Origin of the sequence: Curtobacterium sp. PhB170, from assembly GCF_003752345.1 — a bacterium.
Taxonomy (GTDB): Bacteria; Actinomycetota; Actinomycetes; order Actinomycetales; family Microbacteriaceae; genus Curtobacterium.
In genome coordinates this window covers 379,486-401,666 of the sequence record NZ_RJUM01000011.1, presented here as the reverse complement: position 1 = coordinate 401,666, position 22,181 = coordinate 379,486, and the positions used below count along the sequence as shown (strand labels likewise).

Sequence of the window (22,181 nt, the reverse complement as noted above, 5' to 3'; positions counted from 1 at the left end):
CGATGCGGAACGACATCATCGTCGTCGTACGACGTCGATGATGTCGATCCGAGTCGGCCAGACCCGCCGCCGCCCGGGCTAGCTCTGCTTCTCGATCGCCTCGGAGTACTCGCGGCGCATCTTGTCCCCGGCGGCCGACACCCACGTCGCCCGTGCGGCCTTCACCTTCGCCAGGTTCGTCCGCCCGAGCACGTAGTCGTTGCACACGCTGTTGAACGCGGTGCTCGCCGACGCCGTCGCCGCGGCCGAGGGGGAGTAGAAGCCGTCCACCGGGTTCTTCACGAGCATGTCCTGGGTCTTGGTCTGGTACTGGTGCGACTGCCGCAGCTGCTCGTCGATGCGGACCGCGGTGTTCAGCACCTGCGGGCCGGCGCCGAGTCGGTACAGCGCGCTGGCGTTGATGGTCTGCTCGCCGGCCTTCGTCAGCGTCGCGTCCGGGCCGCTGCCGGTGTGGTGGACGCCCTTCTCGCCGTGGGTCAGCGTGAACGCCTCCTTCGACCCGAACGGTGCGGAGAGGTAGTCGATGAGCCGGAGCTGGGCCTTGATGCGTTCGGGTGTCGTCTTCTTCAGGGCGGCGAACGAGAAGCTCGACGTGCCCTGGTAGTTCGCACCGGGGCCGCCCGTCGCACCGAAGGGCACGATGCCGCCCGTGACGATCCCCTTCGGCATCGACACGTCGAGCAGGGCGGAGATGCCGTCGAGGTGCATGAGCACGGTGCCGTTGTTGATGTACGTCTTCGCCTTCGCGCTCTCGAGGCTGGGGGTGTCCGGGTGGAAGACGCCGAGGTTCCAGAGCTTCTTGACGTAGCTGAGGGTCTCGAGCCACGCGTCGGTCTCGTTCTTGTGGGTGAGTTCGCCGCCCTTCGACATCGCCCACTGGTTCGGCACGCCGAAGGTGGCGCCGATGAAGTCGTACGCCCAGTCGACACCGCTCGCCCCGCCCTGGCCGGCGATCGCGTACCGGCCGGCCTTGGCGTCGGTGACGGCCGTGCACAGCTCGGTGAACTCGTCCTTGTCCTTCGGGGCCGGTGCTGCGCCCGTCAGCTGCTCGATGAGGTCGGGGCGGCAGATCATCACCGACCCGAACGGCGGCCGGTGTTCGGGGACGCCGTAGATCTTCCCGTTGATGCGGGCGCTCCGCCACGACGCGGTGGGGATGTTCGCCAGGTTCGGGTAGTCCTTGACGGCGTCGCCGGAGAGGTGCTCCGACAGGTCCGCGAACTTCGCGTCGAGCAGCTGCGGGAACCGTGGTGGCATCGCGAACGTCAGGAACTCGACGATGCCCGGGATGTCGTTGCCGGCGGTCATCGTCGCGAACTTCGCGGCGAACGAGTCGCCGGGCACGAACGTCAGGTCGTACTCGGTGTCCGTCAGGCCGCCGATGTAGTCGAGGAACGAGTTCTGCGCCGGCGGCGGCGCCGCGTAGGTCACGACGAACCCGGTGGTCTTCTCGCCGTCGCCGACCTTGCCGGTGACCGAGGTGAAGAGCTCGCTGTCCTTCGGGTACGAGTAGTACACGGGCTGGACGACGCCGTTGCCGGGCAGGTCGGGCTTCGGCCCCTTGGTGATGGGGACGTAGGTCGGCAGCGCGGCCACCTTGTCCGAGATGGTCGCGGCGTTCCCGCCGGTGGAGCACCCGGTCAGGCTGCCGGCGGCGCCGAGGGCGACGAGGCCGAAGGCGGCGCCGGAGATGAGGGTCCGGCGGCTGAGGCCGCCGGTGGTGGTGTCGGTCATGGTTTCTCCCGTGAAGCGTCGGGTGGCAGTGGGGTGGTGGGGCCGTGTCAGCCCTTGACGGCGCCCGTCAGGACGCCCTTGGTGAGGTGGCGCTGCACCAGGGGGTAGGCGGCGAGGATGGGGATGATCGCGATCATCACGACGGCCATCTGGATCGACTCCGCCGGCGGCTGCATCGAGGCGTCGGACCCGGCGCCGGACACCAGGCTGGAGCCCTGCAGGACGTAGGTGCGCAGTACCAGCTGCAGCGTCCACTTCGTCGAGTCCGACAGGTAGAGCAGCGCGTTGAAGAACGCGTTCCAGTAGCCGACGGCGTAGAACAGGCCGACGACGGCGATGACCGCGCGGGACAGCGGCAGGACGAGCTGCCACAGGATGCGGAACTCGCCGGCGCCGTCGATCTTCGCGCTGTCGATGAGCTCCTGCGGGATGCTCATCATGAAGCCGCGGACGACCACCATGTTGAACACGCTGAACGCGCTCGGCAGGATCAGCGCCCAGTAGTTGTCGAGGAGTCCGAGCTGCTTCACCATCAGGTACAGCGGGATCATCCCCGGCGCGAACAGGAACGTGACGAGCACGAAGGTCAGCAGCGGCCGTTGGAACAGCGATCCCTGTCGGCTGAGCGCCCACGCGGCGAGCACCGTCGACGCCAGACTGATGACGGTCCCGACGACCGTGACGAGCAACGTGACCACCACGGCGCGGGTGACGACCCCGCCGGACAGGATCTGCACGTACGCGGACAGGTCGAGCGACCGCGGCCACACGACGTAGCCGCCGGCTGCGGTGACGTCCGCCTGGCTCGACACGCTCGTCGAGAAGACGATGAGGAACGGGAACAGCACGACGGCGAGGATCAGGACGATCGCGACGGCCTTGAGTGCGAGGACGACGGGTGTGGGTTTTCCGGCCCAGACCGGACGGGCGATGGTGCTCATGACCGTGAATACACTCCCTGCTCACCGAGCATGTGGGCGGCCTTGTTCGCCGCCATGATGAGGACGAACCCGACCAGGCCCTTGACCAGACCGACCGCGATGCCCGTGGACCAGTTCCCGTCGACGACGCCGTGGTAGTAGACGTAGGTGTCGAGGACCTCGGCGGCATCGGCTCCCACGGCGTTCCGTTGCAGGATGATCTGTTCGAACCCGACGGACAGGGCCTCGCCGAGCCGCAGGATCAGCAGGAGCACGATGATGGGCCGGATGCCCGGCAGCGTGACGTGCCAGAACCGGCTCCACGCTCCCGACCCGTCGATCGCGGCCGCCTCGTACAGGTTGTCGTCGATCGCCGCGAGCGCCGCCAGGAAGATGATCGTGCCCCAACCGGCGTCCTTCCAGATCACCTGGGACGTCAGCAGCAGCTTGAACGTCTCCGGGTCGCTCATGATCCCGATGGTCCCCATGTCGAGCTGGCGCAGCGTGTGGTTGACCACACCGCCGGACCCGAGCGACTGCTGGAAGAAGCCCACGACGATCACCCACGACAGGAAGTGCGGCAGGTAGAGCACCGACTGCACGGTCGCCCGGAGCCACGGCCACACCAGCGAGTGGATGAGGATGGCCAACGCGATCGGCACCGGGAAGAACAGGATGAGCTGCAGGAACGTGATCTCCAGCGTGTTCACCGTCGCCCGCCAGAACTCCGGGTCGGCGAACATCAGCTGGAAGTTCGTGAACCCGACCCACGGGCTCTGGGCGATCGGGATGTACGGCTGGTAGTCCATGAACGCGATGACGTTGCCGATCATCGGCACGTACACGAACAGCAGCAGCAGGACCACCGCCGGCGCCACCATGAGCAGCAGCGGGTAGTCGCGTCGCAGCCGAGCGAGGAACGGGACCTTCCGCGGGGCCGGGGCACCACCGGACCGGGTGGTCCGGGGCTCGGTGGTCGGATCGACCAGCGTCGCGCTCATGTGGCTCCTTTGCTCACGTGGCTGGGGGTTTCGTCATCCTGTGGCGTCCGTATGATGACGGTCAAGCCGCGGTATTCACCCGCACACGAATCGAACACTGGGAGCGACGATGCACCCGACCAGACGCCACGAACGGATCCTCGCCGAGCTCCGCGTGCACGGGACCCTGTCCGCCTCGGACTTCGCCGAGCGCGAGGGGATCTCGGCCATGACGGTCCGCCGCGACCTGTCCGAACTCGCCGACCGCGGCGTGCTCCGGCGCGTGCACGGCGGCGCCGTCTCCGTCGAGACCCTGCCCACCGCCGGCGCACCGCACCGACCCGCACCCCGCCCCGACCGGGACACCGCCGACGGCAGCGGCGCGCTCTTCACCCTCGGGCTCGTCGTCCCCGACCCCGGCTACTACTTCCCGAAGATCGTCGCCGGCGTCGCCGAACGCACCGAGGCCCTGGGCGGCCGCGTCGTGCTCGGCGTCTCCCGCTACGAACCCGCCCGCGAACGCCAGCAGGTCGAACGCCTCATCGCCGCCGGCGTCGACGGGCTGCTCGTCACCACCACCGTCGCCGACGCCTTCACGACCCTCGAACTCCTCGACCACGCACCGATGCCCGTCGTCGTGGTCGAACGCTCCGTGGTCGAGGCCCCCGTCGGCTCCGCGCTCGAGTCCGTCCGCAGCGACCACGAGTCCGGCGCCGGCATCGCCGTCCGCCACCTCGCCGAACTCGGGCACCGCCGCATCGGCATGGCCGTCTTCGACACCCCGACCACCCCGCAGCTCCGCACCGGCTACGACCGCGCCGTCCGGCAACTCGGCCTCGACCCCGACGCCCCGGTCCAGGTCATCCCGGACGACCAGGGCGTGGGTGCATCGACCAGGGCCTTCATCGAACGCTGCCTCGCCACCGGCACCACCGCCGTCTTCGTGCACTCCGACCAGTACGCCGTCGAGTTCGTCGAGACCGTCACCGAGATGGGCCTGTCGATCCCGGACGACCTGTCCGTGGTCGCCTACGACGACGAGGTCGCGGCGCTCGCCGGCGTGCCGCTCACCGCGGTCGCGCCACCGAAGAACGACGTCGGCCGGTTCGCGGCGACGATGTGCTTCGAGCGCATCTCGGCGACGGCGCAGGTCGGTTTCGCCCGTCGGCACATGACCCTGGCGCCGACGCTGAGCGTGCGGGCGTCGACCGCGGCGGTCGTCTTCGGTCCGTGAGCGGATGGCGCGCGATCCGTGCGCCGGTCGTGTTCGCTTCGTGAGCGTTTGCGCCCCGCGGCTTGACTCCGCACACCGCCGAACGCTGGCATGGGGACGCCGTACCCCCCGGAGAGGAACCGTCCGACGATGACGTCACGCCCCGTCACGCCCCCCGTGGTGCCCGCCCGACGCGACCACGCGCACCGCTCGCCCGTCCCCGTCGCCTTCGTGATGCCCGAGGCGACCTTCACCCGGGTGTTCGACCCCGGCGACCTCGCCGCCCTGCACGCCTCTGAGGCCGTCCGGCTGGTCGCCGACCGTCCGCTCGACCCGGACGACCCGCGCGATCTCCCGCTGCTCGCCGACGCCGAGCTGCTCGTCACCGGGTGGGGCAGCCCCGTGCTGTCCGCGGACCGTCTGGACCGGATGCCGCGGCTCCGCGCCGTCGTGCACTCCGCCGGGTCGGTCAAGCCCGTCGTCGACACCGACGTGTGGGAGCGACGGATCGCCGTGGCGTCGAGCGCCGCCGCGAACGCCGTCCCGGTCGCCGAGTTCACGGTCGCGGTGATCGTGCTCGCCGCCAAGCGGGCCTTCGCCAGCGCCGCCGCGCTGCGTTCGGACGAGACCCCGGTCGACGTCGAGGGCTCGTGGCCGGTCGTCGGCATGCACGGCGTGACCGTCGGTGTCGTCGGCGCCTCGCGCGTCGGGCGGGCCGTCATCGAACGGCTCCGTGACTACGACGTCCGCGTGCTCGTGAGCGACCCGTACCTGGACGACGACGAGGCTGCGCTGCTCGGCGTCACCGCCGTCGACCTCGGCACCCTCGCCGCCTCGAGCGACGTCGTCACCCTGCACGCGCCGCTGCTGCCGTCGACGCGGGGGCTCGTCGACCGTGCCGTGATCGGGCGGATGCGGCCGGGCACCACGCTCGTGAACACCGCGCGCGGGGCGATCGTCGACCAGGACGCCCTCGCCGACCGCCTGGACCGCGGCGACCTGGCCGCCGTCCTCGACGTCACCGAGCCGGAACGCCTGCCACCGGACGCCCGACTGCGGTCGACGCCGAACACCTTCATCACGCCGCACATCGCCGGGTCCCTTGGCAACGAGCTGCGTCGGCTCGCCGACAACGCGGTGCGCGAGACCATCGCGTTCGCGGCCACCGGCGCGTTCACCGACCCCATCGTCCCCGACGGCTTCGCCGTCCAGGCCTGAGGCCCGCCACCAGCCGCCGCCACCAGCCGCCACCCACCAGCCGCCACCACCCGTCCACCACCGTCACCACCCGGAGACCCACCCCATGACCGTCACCGTCGACGCCCCGTCCTTCACCGACCGGTTCACCCCGGCAGCGCGCGCGGCGCTCCGTCCGCGCACGTGGCGACCCGCGCCTCCCGTCAGCGACCGCCCGGCGTGGGCGCACGTCGCGGAAGCCGACCGGGAGGCCCTGCTCGCGGTCGCGCACGACCGTCGCGCCGCCGCGGCGGTCACCTTCCCGACCCTCGCCCTGTGGGCGACGTACAGTCGCGACGGGAACCGCCAGCCGTACGAGCGGGCCCAGCGGAACCTGCTCGAGTCCGCCGCGACCGCGGCCCTGGCGCTCGGCGTGACGGGCGACGCCGAGTGGGCGGACGTGCTCGGGGACCAGGTCTGGCGGATCCTGGAGCTGCGCGCCTGGTGCCTGCCGTCGCACTACGCGCTGCCCGAGGACGGCAGCCGGCCGTTCCTGCCCGTGCCCGGTCGGGACGTGCTCGACCTGTCCGACGCCTACGTCGGCGGCATGCTCGCGGCGATCGACGCGATCGCGGGGGAGCGCCTCGAGCAGGACCGCCCCGGCATCCGCGCGCACGTCCACCACGAGATCCGCCGCCGCGTGCTCGACCCGTGGGAGCAGGAGGTGTACTCCTGGCACGGGGTCGACGGGCCGCCGAACAACTGGGCGCCGTGGATCGTGTCGAACGTGCTCGTGTGCGCCGCCGTGGTCGAGCCCGACCGCGATCGCCTCGCCGCGACGATCGACCGTGCGCTCGTGATCCTCGACCGGTTCCGCGCCGGCTACGACGCCGACGGCAGCTGCGACGAGGGTGCCACGTACTGGTGGTGGGCCGGCGCGACCCTGTTCGAGGCCCTGGACCTGGTCGAGGAGCTCACCGGCGGCGCGTTCGACGGCTTCTCGGTCGAGCCGGTCGCCGCGATGGCCCGGTTCCCGATGGGCATGCAGATCGGTGCCGCGACGCAGGTCAACCACTCCGACGGCTCCCCGGCGCTGGCCGAGAACGCGAACTGGAACCTGCTCGCCCGCTTCGGGGAGCGCGTCGACGACGACCGGGTCGTGCGGCACGCCCGGTGGATGGGCCGGCAGCACGCCCTGCGGTTCGACGGACAGCTCGCCGCACTGTTCCGTCGGACGCTCGCCGAACTGCGGGACCCCTCGTGGACCGACGGCCCGGCCGAGCCCGGGATGCCCGCGTCGCTGTGGCTGCCCGGCACCGAGGTCGCCGTCGCCCGTGCCCACGACGGCGCGACCGACGGGTTCGTCCTCGCGGTGAAGGGCGGGCACAACGACGTCAGCCACAACCACAACGATGCTGGCGGGGTGATCGTCTCGCTCGACGGCGAACCGGTGCTCATCGACGTCGGGGTGGGCGTGTACCGCCGCGAGACGTTCATGCCGGAGCACCGCTACGGCATCTGGACGATGCGGAGTGCCTGGCACACCGTCCCGCTGCCGAACGGCGTCGAACAACACGAGGGTGCCGCGTTCCGCGCGACCGGCACCGTGTTCGAGGACGACGGCGACGTCGCGTCGTGGTCCGCCGACCTGACCGCCGCGTACCCGGCGACCGGCGGACTGCGATCGCTCCACCGCACCGCGACGCTCGACCGGGCGGTGCCCCGTGACCGCGCCACCGAACGCGTGGTCGTCCGCGACACCTGGACGTTCGCGGAGCCCGGCACGATGACCCTGGTGCTCATGACCCGCGACGAACCCGTGCCCGTCGACGGTGGGCTGCGCGTCGGCCCCGCCCACCTGTCCGTCGACACCGAGCGGTTCGCGGTGCACGTCGAGCGGCGGGACGTCGACGACGCGAAGCTCGAGCGGGTCTGGGGCCCGGCGGTGCACCGTGTGCGGCTCGTCGCGCGGCAGGCGTCCACCGACGGCGAGCACGCGCTCACCGTGACCCGGGCGACGCCGTGAGCGCGGTCCTGCTCGGCGGCTCCGGACGCTGGACCGACCCGTGGCACCCCTTCGCCGAGACGAACGCCGCGGTCACGGCGCTCGCTGCGTCGGCCGGCGTCGTCCTCGAGCAACCGGAGGACGTCGACACCGCCCTGGCCGCCTTCGCGACCGGACCCCTGCCGTCGCTCGTCGTCGTCGACGTCGGGCTGCCCCGCGACGAGCGCCCCGTCCCGCTCGCCGATGCCCGGGCCGGCTTCCACCACCTGCTCGCGAGCGACGTGCCGCTGCTCGTGCTGCACGTCGCCGCGACGTCGTTCGCCGACGACCCGCACTGGGAACGTGCCCTCGGCGGGGCGTGGGAGCGCGGCACGACGATGCACCCGCCGTTCGGGCCAGCGGCCGTCCGCGTGGTCGACGACGTGCACCCGATCACCGCCGGCCTGCCGGACTTCACCCTGGAGGACGAGCGCTACACGCACCTGCGGGTCTCGCCTTCGGTGCGGGTCCTGCTCGACCACGAGCACGAGGGGGAGCGGCACCCGCTCGCCTGGGTGCACGAACGACCCGGCGGCGGCACCACCGTCTACGACGCGCTCGGCCACTCCGCCGTGTCGTTCGCGTCGCCGGAGCACCGCGCGTTCCTGACGCGCGCCGTGACGTTCCTCGCGCGCTGACGTTCCTCTTGCGCTGACGGGACGGGGTGGGGGTGACCGCCTGGAGGCCCGGCACCGGTCTCGTGGACCGGCACCGGGCCTCCAGGCAGTCGCGTCTCAGGCGATGGTGACGTCGCCGACGACCAGCCAGCCCGCCTGCTGCGCGCCCTGCGCACCGAGCTCGATGCCGGGGGCGTTGCCCGCGGTGGTGTCGACGATCGCGATGCCCCATCGGTACGCCCCCGCCGCGACGCCGGCCAGCGACGGACGGAACGCGTACGACGTCGGTGACCCCTTCAACCACGTCGACGGGTCGGACGCGGTGTCCACGAACGTCCCCGCCACGCTGCCGTCCGCACGGAGCAACGCGACCGCCGCCTTGTACTTGCCGTTCCACACCGGCAGGTTGTCGGGCAGGTACCCCCAACCGGTGTTCGTCCACTCGTGCGTGACGTCCACCGTCGCGCCGGCGGACGCCGAACCGGGCACGACCACGCGCGACGGGTGCAGGCGGTAGCCGCCCTCGGCGTCGAACCGCTGCGTCAACGGGAAGGTCTGCGCCGCGAACCACGACAGGGCCTCGCCGTTCCGCAGGTCCATCATGTTCACGTGCGCCTCGACCGAGTCGTCGAACTCGCCCTGACGGACGTCGGCGGTCGTCACGTACCCGCGCGGGTCCTGCGTGACGTCGTGCTGGGCGGTGACCCACCCGCCCTCCATGATGATCGGCCGCCTGTACCGCCACTTCGCGGCCATCGACTTCTCCCAGTCCGCGTAGTACGTGGTCATGCCGAAGGCGTCGTGGCGCAGGACGTAGCCCTTCTCGTACGCACCGTCGAGCATCCGCTCGCTCTCGGGGTCCGGGGTGCCCCAGTCCTTCGGGCCCCCGATCATCCGGTGGTAGTTCAACGCCAGCGGCACCCGGGTGAAGTGCTCCTGGTACAGGTCGATGATCCAGTCGAACACCGGCTCGCGGTTCGCCGCGTCCTGGTACAGCATCGAGTGGCCCTCACCCCACTTGCCGAGCCCGTACCCGTCGATGAAGTCCGTCGTGGCCGGGTCGTCGTACTGCTTGCCGAAGGCCGCGACGAACGCGGCGTACTTCGCCTGGAACACCGGGTCGTCCGGGTACGGACTCCACACGGTCTTGCTGCCGGTCTGCGTCTCGTACCCGGCGGCCCCGGCGGCACGCACCCACGCGGGCGTGAAGTCCGACGACTTGTCGCGACTGTCCACCACGACGCGGAAGGCCAGCCGCAGCCCACGGCGACGGGCCTCGGCGAGGATGCCCGCGAACGCCGCGTTCGTGTCCCAGCCGTACACGCCCTCGGACGGCTCGAGGATCGTCCACGAGACCCGCATGTACATGACCGAGGCGTGGTCGGACACCGTGACCGTGCTGCCGTCGGGCAGCGGGACGTCGTCGTACTGCGTCCAGTAGTTCGCGGGCGGTGCCGACGAGCCGTACAGCGCCCAGCCGTTGAGCGGGTTCCGCAGGACCGTGGTGGTGTCGGCGGCGAACTCCCGCTCGACCGCGGCGGCGAGGTGCGGGCGTCCGGGGTGGCCGGGGCCGGCGGAGCCGGGGCCCGCGCCGGGGTGGGCGCGGCCGTGGGCGCTCGCCGGTGTGCTGCCGAGCACCCCGCTCGCTGCCGATGCGGTGGCGACGATGCCGAGTCCGAGTGCCGTGCGCCTGGTGATGTCGTGCGACTTGCTCATGCGTTCTCCCCTTCGAGAAGCGATCGGTGCAGGTCGATCGTCTCGGCGTCCCGCTCAGTGGGCAAGGAGTCCCGCCCAGTCGAACAGGAGTCGCACACCCCTGGCGACGCGGAACGACACTCCCGCTGTCGTACGACGTCGATGTCGTCGTCGTCGCGCGCGCACAACTGTTGCGGGCGACCTGGAACGACACACTCGATGTCGTACGACGTCGATGTTGTCGTTCCGAGTCAGAGGCCGCCCGCCCCGCCGCCGCGGCGCCCCTACGGCAGCGTCGGCGCAGCCTCCACCAGCGCCCGCGTCACCGGGTGCACCGGCGCATCGAGCAACGACACCGGCCCGTGCTCCACGATGCGCCCCGCCGACATCACCGCGACGGTGTCGCACAGCCGCTGGACCACACCGATGTCGTGCGACACCAGCACCAGGGTCAGCCCGAGGTCGTCGGCGAGCGAGCGGAAGAGCTCGATGACCCGTGCCCGCACCACCACGTCGAGGGCGCTCATCGGCTCGTCGCCGAACAGGATCCGCGGCCCGTGCACCACGGCCCGGGCGATCGCGATGCGCTGCCGCTGCCCACCGGAGAACTCGTGCGGGTACCGGTCGACCACGTCTGCCGGCAGGTCGACCCGCTCCAGCACGTCGCGCACCAGCGCCCGGTGGTCCCCGTCGATCCGCAGTGCCCGCAGCGGTTCGCCGACGATCGCGCCGACGCGCATCCGCGGGTCGAGGGACGCGTACGGGTCCTGGAACACCACCCCGGACTCGCGACGGAACCAGCGCATCGCGGCCGCGGACCCGGACGCCACCACCGGACGACCGGAGGCGGTCACGGAACCCGCGGAAGGAGCCTCCAGGCCGGCGAGCAGCCGGACCAGGGTGGACTTGCCGGACCCCGATTCGCCGACGATCCCGAGCCGCTGGCCGGGGGTGACCGTCAGGTCGACGCCGTCGACGGCGGTGCGGACGGGGCCCGGTTCGAAGGGCCCGCGGCGGGGGAGCCGGTAGGTGCGGTGCAGCCCGACCCCCTCGAGGATGGCGGTCATGCGGAGCCTCCGGACGGACGGGCACGACGGGCGGTGGCGCGCGCGGCATCGACGAGCGCGACGGTCGCGGGGTGCTGCGGCGCGGCGAGCAGGGACGCGACCGAGCCCTGCTCGACGACCCGTCCGCCGTCGAGCACGACGGCGGTGTCGGCGATCCGCGCGAGCACGGCGAGGTCGTGCGTGACGAAGACCATGCCGGCCGGCAGCCCTTCGAAGAGGTCGAGGATCCGCGCCTCGGTCGTGACGTCGAGCGCCGTGGTCGGCTCGTCGGCCACGAGGTACGCGGGCTGCCCGGCCATCGCCATCGCGATGCAGATCCGCTGACGCTGCCCGCCGGACAGCTGGTGCGGGTACTGCCGCAGCAGCGACTCCGGGTCCGGCAGTCCGACGTCCGCCGCCAGGGTGGTCGCCGCGGCGCGTGCCGCCCGCCGGTCGAGTCCGCGGTGCAGGCGCAGCGGCTCCGCGATCTGCGCGCCGACGCGGCGCAGAGGGTCGAGGGCGGTGCCGGGCTCCTGGAAGACCATGCCGATGCCGGAGCCGCGGTGCTTCGCCCGCTCCCGGTCGGGCAGGCCGACGAGTTCGGTGCCGTCCAGGCGGATGCTGCCGGTGACGGTCGCGCCGGCAGGCTCCAGGCCCATCAGGGCGAGCGAGGTCATGGACTTGCCGGATCCGGATGCGCCGATCACGCCCACGCGTTCGCCGGGAGGCACGGTGAACGTCACGTCGTCCAGGATCGTCCGCCCCGCGATGCGGACGGAGAGCCCCACCACCGCGAGCCCGCCGGCTGCGGTGTCGCTGCGGCCGTGGCTGCGGTCGGTCATGCGGTCACCCCCGGGGTGGTCGTGGCCGGGTCGGTGCGGCGGTCGCCGCCCGCTGCGCGGTCGTTCGTCGTCAGCCGTGGGTCGGTCGCGTCGCGGATCGCGTCACCGAGCAGGGAGAGCGCGGCGACGACCAGCGCGATCGCGGCCCCCGGCCAGGTGGCGCTCCACGGGTGCACGCCGATGTAGGTCTGCAGGTCGGAGAGCAGGTTGCCCCACGACGCCGTGTCCGACCCGGCGCCGTAGCCCAGGTACGACAGACCGGCCTCGGCGAGGACCGCGGTGGCCATCGCGAGCGAGAGCTGCACGGTGAACAGCGGCGCGGCGTTCGGCACCAGGTGGCGGAACAGCACCCCGACACCACCGACACCCGAGGCCCGGGCGGCGGTGACGTAGTCGCTGCGGGCGATGCGCCGGATCTCGCCGCGGGCGACCCGGGCGATCGTGACGCCGAAGGACAGGCCGACGCTCACGATGACGACCCCGAGCGACCCGCCGAACACCGCGGTCAGCAGCATCGCGGTCAGCAGGGTCGGGAACGCCACCAGGATGTCGAGCAGGACGGCCGTGCCCTCGCGCACCCAGCGTGCGGTGAGCGACCCGATCGCGGTCAGGACGATGCCGACGACGCTCGCGATCACCCCGGCCCCGACGGCGACGAGCACGGTGGTGCGGGTGCCGGCGAGCAGGTAGCTCGCGATGTCGCGGCCGGCGGCGTCGGTGCCGAACCAGTGCGCGGCGCTCGGGCCCTCCCACTGGTGGAACGGATCGGCGCGGAACGGGTCCTGCGGCGTCCACACGAGCGACACCGCGGCGAGCACCACGAGCAGGCCGAGCACGACGACGGCGAAGACCCCGGTGGGGCGGGAGAGCAGGCGGCGGATCATCCGGACACCTCGCGTTGGCGTGGGTCGAGGGCGCGGTGCACGACGTCGACGGCGAAGCCGACCAGCAGCACGAGCCCGGTGAGCACGAGCAGCTCGGACTGCACCTTGGTGACGTCGCGGCGCCCGACGTCGGTCACGAGCATGCGCCCGACCCCGGGCAGCGAGAACAGCTGCTCGACGACGACGGCCCCGACCAGCAGCCCGGCGATCTGCACCCCGAGCACGGCGAGCACGGTGAGCGCGACCGAGGGCAGTCCGTGCCGGAGCAACGCCTGCGTGCGCGTCAGCCCGATCGCGGCCGCGGTGCGGACGTGGTCGGCGTCGAGCACCGACAGCGTCGCGGACCGGGTGAAGCGCAGGATGACGGCACCCTCGACCGCGCCGATGGTCAGGGCGGGCAGCACGAGCGACGCGAACGCACGCCCCGGCTCGGACCAGCCGTCGAGCGGGAAGCCCTGCGTCGGCAGCCAGTGCAGCGTGACGGCGAACAGCGCGACGAGCAGCATGCCGGCCCAGACGACCGGGATCGCGGCGACGGCCTGCGCCACGAACCCGATGACGGCGCCGCCCGGTCGACGGCGGAGCACCGCGGCGACGACCCCGAGGGGGACGCCGATCACGAGCGCGGTGACGAGTGACATGCCCGCGAGCGGCAGCGTGATCGCCAGCTTCTGCGCGATCTCCGGCGCGACCTGCCCGTTGGTCACCAGGGACCGGCCGAGGTCGCCGCGGAACACGCCGCCGATCCAGTCGAGGTACTGCACCACGACGGGCCGGTCGAGGCCGAGCTGCTGTCGGAGCTGCTCGACCTGCGCCGGGGTCGACTGGGTGCCGGCGACGACCTGTGCGACGTCGCCGGGGAGCACCCGCAGGGTCGCGAAGATGATGACGCTCGCGACGAGCAGCCCGACGACGAACAGCAGCAGCCTGCCGACCAGGAACCGGGTCACGTGCTCGGAGCTCCGGGCGCGGGTCGTCTCACTTGACAGCGAGCTTCGACAGGTCGAGTCGCGAGTTGCCGCCGTCGACCGGGAAGCCCGTCACGCCGGAGCGCACGGCGGTGATCTCGGTGGCCGTGTAGAGCCACTCGCCGGCGGCGTCCTCGCTCACGATCTTCGCTGCCTTCCGCAGGGCGTCGACCTTGGCGTCCTCGTCGGTGGCCGCGATCGACTGGGCGTACAGCGACTGCACCTCGGCGTTGTCGTAGCCGAAGTAGTAGCCGGGGTTCGCCCAGTTGCCGAAGTCGCGGGCCTCGACGTGGTCCACCATCGACAGGTCGAAGTCGCGCTCACCCGACTTCGGCGCCTGGAACACGGTCGACAGCCAGGTCGCGAAGTCGACGCGCTTGACGGTCAGGGTGATCCCGACGTCGGCGAGCTGCGACTTGAGCACGTCGCCGATGGTCGCCGGGTAGATGTTCGCGTACGTCAGTGTGAGCTTCAGGTTCTCCTGATCAGCGGCGGCGAGGAGCTGCTTCGCGTTGTCGGGGTCGTACGCGTCGATGTCGGTCAGGTCCTCGTACCCGGGGTCGAGCTCCGGGATCGGGCCGCCCTGCTCGACGCCCGTGCCGCCGATGGCCTTGATGAGGGCCTTCGGGTCGATCGCCTGCCGGATCGCCTGGCGCACCTTCTTGTCGGTGAACGGCGCCTTCTGGTCGTTGAACGCGAGCGTGTACTTGTCGGTCGTCTTGCCGGAGTGCAGCGCGATGTCCGAGTTGCCGTCGAGCTGGCTCTTGAGTGTTCCGTCGACCGGGTTGAGGACGTCGAGGTCGCCGTTCGCCATGGCGTTGACGGCCGTCGACGGGTCGGTGATGTACCGGAAGACGATCTTCGCGACCTTCGCCTTCGTGCCCCAGTAGTCGTCGTTGCGGTCGAAGGTGAGCGAGTCGCCCTGCTTCCAGCTCGCGACCTCGTACGGGCCGGTGCCGTTCGCGGTGTCCGACAGGTCGTTCGTCGCGGCCTTCTCGAGCACCAGGCCGGAGCGGCCGGTCAGGTTCCAGAGCAGGTCCGAGTCGGGCTTCGCCAGCTTGAGCTCGACCACACCGGTCGACGGGGACGTGATCGAGGTGACGCCGGCGAGCTTGGCGGAGTCGACGTAGGTCTCGTTCGACTTGACCTGCTCGAGCGACCAGACGACGTCGGCCGCGGTGACGTCCTTGCCGTCCTGGAACGTGATGCCGTCGCGCAACGTGAACGTGTAGGTCAGGCCGTCGTCGGAGACCTCGTGCTCGGAGGCCAGCACGTCGCGGATGTCGCCGTCGGCGGTCCGGCCGACGAGCCCCTGGTACACGTTGTCGATGAGCACCTGGTCGAGCGCTGCACCGGACTGCGTGCGGATGTCGAGGCTGGTCGGTTCGAGCACCAGGCCGACGCGGACGGTGGCGTCGGCGCCGCCGTCCTCGTTCGACGAGCCGGAGCAGCCGGTCAGCGCGAGGGCGGAGACGACGGCGACCGCTGTGGCGGCGAGGGCAGCACGTCCGAGGCGCGTGGTGCGCGCAGCCCGGGCGGTACGGCGGGACAGGAGCGGACTCATGGGGTGTGGGTTCCTTCCGGACGCGAGGGCGATGGTCACAGCTCGCGCTCGCACGAGGTTACCGGGGGCCGGTCCGGTCCCGCGACGGTTCATCGATCCGGTGCAACAATCCGTGACGTGCGGCCCATGCCCGGATCGCCGAAGCCAGTTCGAGGGGCGCTTGGTTCTGCACCGCGTGCCGTGCGGTGACCGTCACGATCTCGGCCTCCGGCAGCCGCTCGGCGAACGCGGCGTGCAGCTTCGGCGAGACGTACCCGCGGTCGCCGCGGACGAGGAGGATCGGTACGCGCAGGGCCTCGAGGTCGGGCCAGGCGTCGGCGAAGCGCCCCACCGACGACGTGCGGCCGGCGGGCAGGTGCGGGAAGTGGTGGCGCCGCACGATCGCTCCGTCGTCACCGAGCCGCGTGGTGTGGCGCGCCTCGCGCAGCAGCACGTGCCGGTCGTCGCCGACGCGTGCCTCGATCGCCCGGTCGACGACCTGGTCCAGGGTGGCGAACGGCTCCTCGGCCTCGAGCGCGCGGGCGATCCGGTCGACCGCCCGCTGCGCGAAGTCCGGCGACATGTCGACGAGGACGAGCCCGGTCACCCGCTCCGGTGCCGTGGCCGCGAGTCGTGCCGACAGGATCGCGCCGAGGGAGTGCCCGACGACGATCCCCGGCGGCACCTCGAGCGCGTCGAGCGCCGCGAGCACGGTCGGCGCCGTCACGGACGCACCGTAGTCCGCGTCGTCCCGCCACGACGACCGGCCGTGGCCGGGCAGGTCGAGGGCGACCGCCGGCTCGCCGACGGCGAGCGCGGTCTGGTCGAAGCTGTGGGCGTCGATGCCGAGCCCGTGCAGGTAGGTGATCCGGGCCTCCCGGTCGCCCCACCGGATGGCGGACGTCTCCTGCCCGTCATCGGTGCGGACCACCTGCCTGGAGGCGCGGAGCGGCTCCGTCACGCCGCTCGCGCGGGCGAGGGCGGCCAGGTCTGCGAATTCGTCGTCGAGGGCATCGGACACGAAGCGATCTTCGCACCGTCTGCGGGGTCTGGAGACCTTAGGTAAGGCATGCCATACTCGGATCCGTGGCAACCCGGTACCGCGTCTTCTCCGTCCGTGTGGCGGCGGTCTCGTCGCTCACCCCGCACTTCGTCCGGGTGACGTTGACGGGCGATGCGCTGGCGGACTTCTCCTCGGTCGGGCTCGACCAACGGATCAAGGTCGTGCTCCCGCTCGACGGCGTGGGCTTCTCCGAACTGCCCGAGGACGAGGACTGGTACGCCGCCTGGCGTGCGCTGCCGGACGCGGAACGCAACCCGCTGCGCACCTACACGGTCCGCTCGTTCCGGCCAGACGCCCGTGAACTCGACATCGACTTCGTCGCACACGGCGACGCCGGACCCGCATCACGCTGGGTGTCGTCCTGCCGGGTCGGCGACGAACTCCGGATCGTCGGACCCCGCGTGCCGGAGTCGCCCGAGGACCTGCCGACCGGTGCCGCTGAGTTCGCACCCGGGCACGCGAGCCGCATCCTGCTCGCCGGGGACGAGACCGCCGCCCCGGCCATCTGCGCCATCCTCGAGGCGCTCGACGTCTCGACCGTCGGCCACGTCTTCATCGAGGTGCCGACCGACGCGGACCGGCTGCCCGTGTCCGCGCCCGCCGGGGTCGAGGTCCGCTGGATCGCCCGGAACGGTGCGACCCACGGCGTGCGCATGACCGACCAGGTGCACGCGTGGGCGTCGACGGTCGTCGCCGGGGCTGCGTCCGTCGCCGGTTCTCCGTCGGTCGCCGCGGGTCCCGCCTGTGGTGACGGCGTCGAGCTGGCGGACGTCGACGTCGACGAGCAGGTCCTGTGGGACGTGCCGGCCACCGAGGAGTCGCGCCCCGTCTACGCCTGGATCGCGGGCGAGGCCGGCTGCGTCAAGGAGCTGCGACGGCACCTGGTGCGTGGGGTCGGCATCGACCGCAAGCAGGTCGCGTTCATGGGGTACTGGCGGCACGGCAAGGCCGAGAACTGAGCGCCGCAGCCGGACTGCCGACCAGCGTGGTCGGGGTCCCGACGACCGCGCTCGGCGTGCGTGGGCTGACGCTCGCGTACGACGACCGCATCGTGGTGGACGGGCTCGACGTGGACGTCCCCGACGGTGAACTGACCGTCATCGTCGGTCCGAACGCGTGCGGCAAGTCGACGCTGCTGAAGTCGTTCGCGCGCACCCTCAAGCCCCGAGCCGGCACGGTGTACCTCGACGGGGCGCCGATCGACTCCTACCGCCCGAAGGCCGTGGCCCGGCGGGTCGGCATGCTGCCCCAGACGCCGATCGCACCGGACGGCATCACCGTGCGCGACCTGGTGTCCCGCGGGCGGTTCCCGCACCAGGACCTGCTGCACCCGTCGTCCGGGTCCGACCGGCGTGCCGTGCAGGCCGCCCTGGAGCAGACGTCGACGGTGGAGCTGGCGGACCGGAGCGTCGACGAGCTCTCCGGCGGGCAGCGGCAGCGGGTGTGGATCGCGATGGTCCTGGCGCAGGAGACCGACATCGTGCTGCTCGACGAGCCGACGACGTTCCTCGACATCGCGCACCAGTACGACGTGCTCGAGCTGGCCTCCGCCCTGCACGCCGCGGGTCGGACGGTCGTCGCGGTGCTGCACGACCTGAACCAGGCGGCGCGGTACGCCACCCACGTCATCGCGATGCGCCAGGGGTCGATCGTCGCTGCCGGACCCCCGGCCGCGGTGCTGACGGCCGACCTCGTCGAGGACGTCTTCGGCCTGCCGTGCGTGGTCGTCCCCGACCCCGAGACCGGCACGCCCCTCATCGTCCCCCGTCGTCCCGCCGCCTGACCCGCCCGCCCGCCCGCGCCCGCCCGCCCCCGCCCCGAGGTTCCGAAATCTCGGCATCTCACCGCGCATCCGGGCCACCCGTGGAACCTCGGCGCAACGCACGCGGCATGTCGTGGAACCTCGGCGCAAGGGCGACAGGGGCATCGCAGAAGGGGGAGCGCCGCGCACGGGCACCCGTCAGCGGTAGCCGCCGTCCTCCAGCCCCGCCTCGACCTCGAAGCGGTTGCGGAGCGGGTCTCGGCCGGCGAGGGCGTACAGCACGGGCATGAGCATGCCGTACCGCCGCCACTGCTCGACGTGCACCCGCTCGTGCCGCAGCACCCGGGAACCGTCGTTGTCGCGGGTCAGGTACACCGAACCGACGCAGGTGCCACCACGACGGAACACCCACCGCGGCAGCCCCGAGCAGACGACGAGCCCGTCGACCACGCGGACGCGGCCGGTCGACAGCGGCACGCCGATCGCCAGGCCCACCGCCGTGGCGAACAGCCACCCCACCCGCGACACGGGGGAGTCGAGCAGCGCCCGGCGTGCCAGTCTGCGCATGCTCAGGCCGGGCGACCGTAGGTCTCGAGCAGTCGGAGCCAGATCTCGTTCATCGTCGGGTAGGCCGGCACCGCGTGCCAGAGGCGGTCGACGGGTACCTCGCCGACGATGGCGATCGTCGCCGCGTGCAGCATCTCGGCGACGTCCTGGCCGACGAAGGTGACGCCCACGACGACCCCGCGGTCCTCGTCGACGACCATCTTGGCGCGGCCGGTGTAGCCGTCGGCCTGCAGCGCGGAACCCGCGACGCCGCCGAGGTCGTACTCCACGGCACGGACGTTCAGCCCCTGCTCGCGCGCGGCCTTCTCGGTCAGGCCGACGCTCGCGACCTCGGGGTCGGTGAACGTGACCTGGGGGACCGCGGCGTGGTCGGCGGTCGCGACGTGTGCGCCCCACGGTTCGGTGTGCAGCGGCGTGCCCTGGTGCCGGGCGGCGATCGCCTCGCCGGCCGCGCGGGCCTGGTACTTGCCCTGGTGGGTGAGGAGGGCGCGGTGGTTGGCGTCGCCGACGGCGTACAGCCAGTCGGTGCTGTGCACGAGCATCGTGTCGTCGACCTCGAGCCAGTCGCCGGCGGTGAGCCCGACGGACTCGAGCCCGAGGTCGGCGGTGTGCGGGGTGCGGCCGGTGGCGGCCAGCACCTCGCTCGTGATGACGGTGGTGTCGTCGTCGAGCGTGGTGGTGACGAGCCCGTGCTCGTCGCGGTCGACCCGCACGGGGCTCACACCGGTGCGGACGTCGACGCCGAGCTCGCGGAGGGCATCGGTGACGAGTTCGCCGGCGAACGGTTCCATGCCGCCGAGCAGTCCGTGCCGGGCGACGAGGGTGACCTTCGCGCCGAGCGATGCCCAGGCGGTGGCGAGCTCGGAGCCGGCGACACCGCCGCCGATCACGAGCAGGCTCTCCGGCACCTGCTGGGCGCTGGTGCCCTCGCGGGTGCCCCACGGCTTCGCCTCGGCGAGTCCCGGCACGTCGGGCAGCGCGTGCAGCGACCCGGTCACGACGGCGACGGCGGCACGGGCGGTGTGCGTCTCGCCGCCGACCTCGATGGTCTTCTCGCCGGTGATGCGGGCGTGGCCGCGGATCAGGGCGATGTCGGCGGACTCGAGCCAGGACACCTGACCGTCGTCCTTCCAGTCCGAGGTGAACGAGTTGCGGCGCGCGAGCACGTGGGCGGCGTCGAGTTCGCCGGTGACGGCCTGCTTCGCGCCGTCGAGCCGCTTCGCCGCTGCCAGGGCGTGGCCGCTGCGCAGCAGTGCCTTCGACGGCATGCACGCCCAGTAGGAGCACTCGCCGCCGACCAGTTCGGACTCCACGATCGCGACCGCCAGGCCGCGCTTGTGGGCGTAGTCCGCCACGTTCTCGCCGACTGCGCCGGCGCCGATCACGATGAGGTCGTAGTCCGTCATGAGGCCGAGCGTACGCGGACCGGCATGGGGTGCGCCCGGCGCGCCGGGTCGGTTCTCAGGCCACCCGGGAGGCGCTGGTCAACGCTCCGACGACGCGCAGGATCACGCCGAGGTCGTCCACTGCCCGCTCCGGGTCCACGGGAGCGAATCCGGTGAGCGCGGCGCCGGCCAGGCGGCGGCCGCGGGTCGCGGCCTGGATCCGCTCGACCAGTCCCGCGCCGTCGAGTCCGAACGGCACCGGCTCGAGCAGGCCGTCGACCTCGGACGGGTCGAGGACGTCGAGGTCGACGTGCACGAACACCGAGGTCGCTCCGGTGGCGTCGACGGCGGCGGCGAGGGCGTCCGGGGTCGCGGCGTCGACGTCCAGGCGGGTGATCCCGGCACGGTCGAGGGCTGCGTCCTCGGCGTCGTCGAGCCCGCGGACGCCCGCGACCACGACCGACGAGGCGGGGAGCACCGGCAGCGCGGGGAACAGCTCGTCGGCGCGGTCGACCAGGATCCGGAGGGCTGCGGTCTCAGCGGCGACGGGCTGGGCGCGGTTGAGTGCGCGGTACCCGCTGGACCCGGCGATGCGGACGAACGCGGTGTCCGGTCCGAGGCCGACGGTCGCGCCGAGGACGCTCGCACCGTCCCCGCCGACGACGAGGACGGGTTCGCTCGCGACGCCGGTCTCCTCGGCCACGCGGTCGGCGACGGCGAGCACGGAGGTGTAGCGGGCGACGGCCGTCTCGAGCCGGTCGCCCGCGCCAGCGGGGACGTCGACCACGGTGGTGGACGCACGGGGGAGGTCGGCCGCGATCGCGGTCGCTCCGTCCCCGAGGCGCATCGCGCGCGACGACGCCGAACCCTGCCACTGACCGACCACGAGGAACTGCATCGTCTCAGTCTGTCAGCTGGGGTCCGGCGTCGTCCGGGAAGGTCAGAGGCTCGACGAGCCGCCGGACTTCAGTGCGGCGAGTCGTGCCTCGACCTCGGCGTCCTTGCCGACGTCCTCGAGGCTCTCGAACTGGGCGTCGAGGCTCGACGACTGCAGCTCCTGCTGCCCGAGGACCTTGGCCTCTTCACGACGGACCTTCTCCTCGAAGCGACCGAGGTCGCTCGTCGGGTCGAGCACGTCGATGTTGCCGAGGGCGTCGTTGACCTTGGACTGCGCCTCGGCCGTCTTCGAGCGGGCGACGAGGTTGTCGCGCTTCGCACGGAGCTCCTCGAGCTTCTGCTCCATGCCGGCGAGCCCGGTCTTGAGCTTCTCGACCGCTTCGTTCTGCGAGGCGAGGCTCGGCTCGGCGTCCTTGACCTCCTGCTCGGCCGCGATCTGCTTGCCGATCGCGATCTTGGCGAGGTTGTCGAACTTGTCCGCCTCGGCCGTCTTGCCCTCGGCGCGGTACTTGTCCGCGGCGGTGGAGGCGTTGGCGGCCTTCTGGCCCCACTCGGACGAGGCGCGCTTGTCCTCTTCGTGGTCCTGCTCGAGCAGCCGCACGTTGCCGATCGTCTGCGCGATCGCCGTCTTCGCGTCGGCGATGTTGTTCGTGTAGTCACGCACGAGCTGGTCCAGCATCTTCTGCGGGTCCTCGGCGTTGTCGATGAGCTGGTTGATGTTCGCCCGCACGAGGGTGGAGATGCGGCCGAAGATCGTCTGCTTTGCCATTGCTGTTCCCTTTCCTGGAAGGTCTGACATGGTGTGTCTGGTCTGTCGGGTTCTGGGCTGTCGGGTGTGTGGTCTG

20 protein-coding genes are annotated in these 22,181 nt (G+C 71.9%); 6 read left to right on the top strand and 14 right to left on the bottom strand.

Annotated features, from left to right (window positions below):
* Window positions 1-78 precede the first annotated feature (78 nt).
* Genes EDF40_RS19245 through EDF40_RS12645 form a run of 3 tightly spaced genes read right to left on the bottom strand, consistent with a single transcriptional unit; the run spans window position 79 to window position 3,655 of the window.
* On the bottom strand, window positions 79-1,734 hold the full coding sequence (locus tag EDF40_RS19245; protein ID WP_185003025.1) for an extracellular solute-binding protein: 1,656 nt from the start codon (window positions 1,732-1,734) through the stop codon (window positions 79-81).
* Window positions 1,735-1,781: 47 nt separating this feature from the next.
* Window positions 1,782-2,675, bottom strand: a complete 894-nt coding sequence (locus EDF40_RS12650; protein WP_123339779.1) for a carbohydrate ABC transporter permease — start codon at window positions 2,673-2,675, stop codon at window positions 1,782-1,784.
* On the bottom strand, window positions 2,672-3,655 hold the full coding sequence (locus tag EDF40_RS12645) for a sugar ABC transporter permease (protein ID WP_123294248.1): 984 nt from the start codon (window positions 3,653-3,655) through the stop codon (window positions 2,672-2,674). Before EDF40_RS12645 ends, EDF40_RS12650 begins: the two co-directional genes overlap by 4 nt.
* A gap of 109 nt (window positions 3,656-3,764) precedes the next feature.
* Here EDF40_RS12645 and EDF40_RS12640 point away from each other — a divergent pair, with 109 nt between their 5' ends.
* The 4 genes from EDF40_RS12640 to EDF40_RS12625 all read left to right on the top strand — a co-directional run bounded on the left by EDF40_RS12640 (window position 3,765) and on the right by EDF40_RS12625 (window position 8,705).
* Window positions 3,765-4,868 carry a substrate-binding domain-containing protein gene (locus EDF40_RS12640; protein WP_123339778.1) on the top strand — a complete coding sequence of 368 codons (1,104 nt, stop codon included), beginning with the start codon at window positions 3,765-3,767 and terminating at the stop codon, window positions 4,866-4,868.
* Window positions 4,869-4,997: 129 nt separating this feature from the next.
* Window positions 4,998-6,065 carry a hydroxyacid dehydrogenase gene (locus tag EDF40_RS12635; RefSeq protein WP_148053830.1) on the top strand — a complete coding sequence of 356 codons (1,068 nt, stop codon included), beginning with the start codon at window positions 4,998-5,000 and terminating at the stop codon, window positions 6,063-6,065.
* A gap of 85 nt (window positions 6,066-6,150) precedes the next feature.
* A complete protein-coding gene (locus EDF40_RS12630; protein WP_123339776.1) occupies window positions 6,151-8,049 on the top strand; it encodes a heparinase II/III family protein in 1,899 nt (632 codons plus the stop codon).
* Window positions 8,046-8,705, top strand: coding sequence for a ThuA domain-containing protein (locus EDF40_RS12625; protein WP_185003022.1), 660 nt, complete (start codon window positions 8,046-8,048; stop codon window positions 8,703-8,705). The genes EDF40_RS12630 and EDF40_RS12625 overlap by 4 nt, the downstream gene beginning before the upstream one ends.
* A 96-nt stretch (window positions 8,706-8,801) precedes the next feature.
* On the opposite strand, the gene EDF40_RS12620 is transcribed toward EDF40_RS12625, so the two are convergent.
* The 7 genes from EDF40_RS12620 to EDF40_RS12590 all read right to left on the bottom strand — a co-directional run bounded on the left by EDF40_RS12620 (window position 8,802) and on the right by EDF40_RS12590 (window position 16,683).
* Window positions 8,802-10,400 (bottom strand): DUF4832 domain-containing protein, encoded by a 1,599-nt coding sequence (locus tag EDF40_RS12620; protein ID WP_123339774.1) that lies wholly within the window; start codon window positions 10,398-10,400, stop codon window positions 8,802-8,804.
* A gap of 263 nt (window positions 10,401-10,663) precedes the next feature.
* Complete coding sequence (locus EDF40_RS12615) at window positions 10,664-11,446, bottom strand: ABC transporter ATP-binding protein (RefSeq protein ID WP_123339773.1); 783 nt, start codon at window positions 11,444-11,446, stop codon at window positions 10,664-10,666.
* Window positions 11,443-12,267 carry an ABC transporter ATP-binding protein gene (locus EDF40_RS12610; protein WP_123339772.1) on the bottom strand — a complete coding sequence of 275 codons (825 nt, stop codon included), beginning with the start codon at window positions 12,265-12,267 and terminating at the stop codon, window positions 11,443-11,445. The genes EDF40_RS12615 and EDF40_RS12610 overlap by 4 nt, the downstream gene beginning before the upstream one ends.
* Window positions 12,264-13,151, bottom strand: a complete 888-nt coding sequence (locus EDF40_RS12605) for an ABC transporter permease (protein WP_123294256.1) — start codon at window positions 13,149-13,151, stop codon at window positions 12,264-12,266. Before EDF40_RS12605 ends, EDF40_RS12610 begins: the two co-directional genes overlap by 4 nt.
* Complete coding sequence (locus tag EDF40_RS12600) at window positions 13,148-14,101, bottom strand: ABC transporter permease (RefSeq protein ID WP_123339771.1); 954 nt, start codon at window positions 14,099-14,101, stop codon at window positions 13,148-13,150. The genes EDF40_RS12605 and EDF40_RS12600 overlap by 4 nt, the downstream gene beginning before the upstream one ends.
* A gap of 28 nt (window positions 14,102-14,129) precedes the next feature.
* Entirely contained in the window at window positions 14,130-15,683 is a 1,554-nt protein-coding gene (locus EDF40_RS12595) for an ABC transporter substrate-binding protein (RefSeq protein WP_123339770.1), read from the bottom strand.
* Between the two features lie 58 nt (window positions 15,684-15,741).
* The gene (locus EDF40_RS12590) at window positions 15,742-16,683 is read right to left on the bottom strand and encodes an alpha/beta fold hydrolase (protein ID WP_185003019.1); all 942 of its coding nucleotides are present in this window, start codon (window positions 16,681-16,683) and stop codon (window positions 15,742-15,744) included.
* A 65-nt stretch (window positions 16,684-16,748) separates the two neighbouring features.
* Between EDF40_RS12590 and EDF40_RS12585 the strand changes: the two genes are divergently transcribed.
* Both EDF40_RS12585 and EDF40_RS12580 read left to right on the top strand, forming a co-directional pair.
* Window positions 16,749-17,684 (top strand): siderophore-interacting protein, encoded by a 936-nt coding sequence (locus EDF40_RS12585; protein WP_260212819.1) that lies wholly within the window; start codon window positions 16,749-16,751, stop codon window positions 17,682-17,684.
* A 26-nt stretch (window positions 17,685-17,710) separates the two neighbouring features.
* Entirely contained in the window at window positions 17,711-18,508 is a 798-nt protein-coding gene (locus EDF40_RS12580; protein ID WP_243650039.1) for an ABC transporter ATP-binding protein, read from the top strand.
* Between the two features lie 177 nt (window positions 18,509-18,685).
* Here EDF40_RS12580 and EDF40_RS12575 read toward each other — a convergent pair whose 3' ends face one another.
* The 4 genes from EDF40_RS12575 to EDF40_RS12560 are packed head-to-tail and all read right to left on the bottom strand — an operon-like array spanning window position 18,686 to window position 22,105.
* Complete coding sequence (locus EDF40_RS12575) at window positions 18,686-19,054, bottom strand: Fe-S oxidoreductase (RefSeq protein ID WP_123339767.1); 369 nt, start codon at window positions 19,052-19,054, stop codon at window positions 18,686-18,688.
* Window positions 19,055-19,056: 2 nt separating this feature from the next.
* Window positions 19,057-20,460, bottom strand: a complete 1,404-nt coding sequence (locus tag EDF40_RS12570) for an NAD(P)/FAD-dependent oxidoreductase (protein ID WP_123339766.1) — start codon at window positions 20,458-20,460, stop codon at window positions 19,057-19,059.
* Between the two features lie 55 nt (window positions 20,461-20,515).
* Window positions 20,516-21,337 (bottom strand): arginase family protein, encoded by an 822-nt coding sequence (locus EDF40_RS12565; protein ID WP_123339765.1) that lies wholly within the window; start codon window positions 21,335-21,337, stop codon window positions 20,516-20,518.
* 42 nt (window positions 21,338-21,379) lie between these two features.
* On the bottom strand, window positions 21,380-22,105 hold the full coding sequence (locus tag EDF40_RS12560) for a PspA/IM30 family protein (protein ID WP_123339764.1): 726 nt from the start codon (window positions 22,103-22,105) through the stop codon (window positions 21,380-21,382).
* Window positions 22,106-22,181: the final 76 nt, after the last annotated feature.

What these genes read in the sequence shown, in the direction of transcription:
- EDF40_RS19245 (WP_185003025.1), bottom strand. Translation starts at nt 1,734, where the DNA reads ATGACCGACACCACCACCGGCGGCCTCAGCCGCCGGACCCTCATCTCC.
- EDF40_RS12650 (WP_123339779.1), bottom strand. Translation starts at nt 2,675, where the DNA reads ATGAGCACCATCGCCCGTCCGGTCTGGGCCGGAAAACCCACACCCGTC.
- EDF40_RS12645 (WP_123294248.1), bottom strand. Translation starts at nt 3,655, where the DNA reads ATGAGCGCGACGCTGGTCGATCCGACCACCGAGCCCCGGACCACCCGG.
- EDF40_RS12640 (WP_123339778.1), top strand. Translation starts at nt 3,765, where the DNA reads ATGCACCCGACCAGACGCCACGAACGGATCCTCGCCGAGCTCCGCGTG.
- EDF40_RS12635 (WP_148053830.1), top strand. Translation starts at nt 4,998, where the DNA reads ATGACGTCACGCCCCGTCACGCCCCCCGTGGTGCCCGCCCGACGCGAC.
- EDF40_RS12630 (WP_123339776.1), top strand. Translation starts at nt 6,151, where the DNA reads ATGACCGTCACCGTCGACGCCCCGTCCTTCACCGACCGGTTCACCCCG.
- EDF40_RS12620 (WP_123339774.1), bottom strand. Translation starts at nt 10,400, where the DNA reads ATGAGCAAGTCGCACGACATCACCAGGCGCACGGCACTCGGACTCGGC.
- EDF40_RS12615 (WP_123339773.1), bottom strand. Translation starts at nt 11,446, where the DNA reads ATGACCGCCATCCTCGAGGGGGTCGGGCTGCACCGCACCTACCGGCTC.
- EDF40_RS12610 (WP_123339772.1), bottom strand. Translation starts at nt 12,267, where the DNA reads ATGACCGACCGCAGCCACGGCCGCAGCGACACCGCAGCCGGCGGGCTC.
- EDF40_RS12605 (WP_123294256.1), bottom strand. Translation starts at nt 13,151, where the DNA reads ATGATCCGCCGCCTGCTCTCCCGCCCCACCGGGGTCTTCGCCGTCGTC.
- EDF40_RS12595 (WP_123339770.1), bottom strand. Translation starts at nt 15,683, where the DNA reads ATGAGTCCGCTCCTGTCCCGCCGTACCGCCCGGGCTGCGCGCACCACG.
- EDF40_RS12575 (WP_123339767.1), bottom strand. Translation starts at nt 19,054, where the DNA reads ATGCGCAGACTGGCACGCCGGGCGCTGCTCGACTCCCCCGTGTCGCGG.
- EDF40_RS12570 (WP_123339766.1), bottom strand. Translation starts at nt 20,460, where the DNA reads ATGACGGACTACGACCTCATCGTGATCGGCGCCGGCGCAGTCGGCGAG.
- EDF40_RS12565 (WP_123339765.1), bottom strand. Translation starts at nt 21,337, where the DNA reads ATGCAGTTCCTCGTGGTCGGTCAGTGGCAGGGTTCGGCGTCGTCGCGC.
- EDF40_RS12560 (WP_123339764.1), bottom strand. Translation starts at nt 22,105, where the DNA reads ATGGCAAAGCAGACGATCTTCGGCCGCATCTCCACCCTCGTGCGGGCG.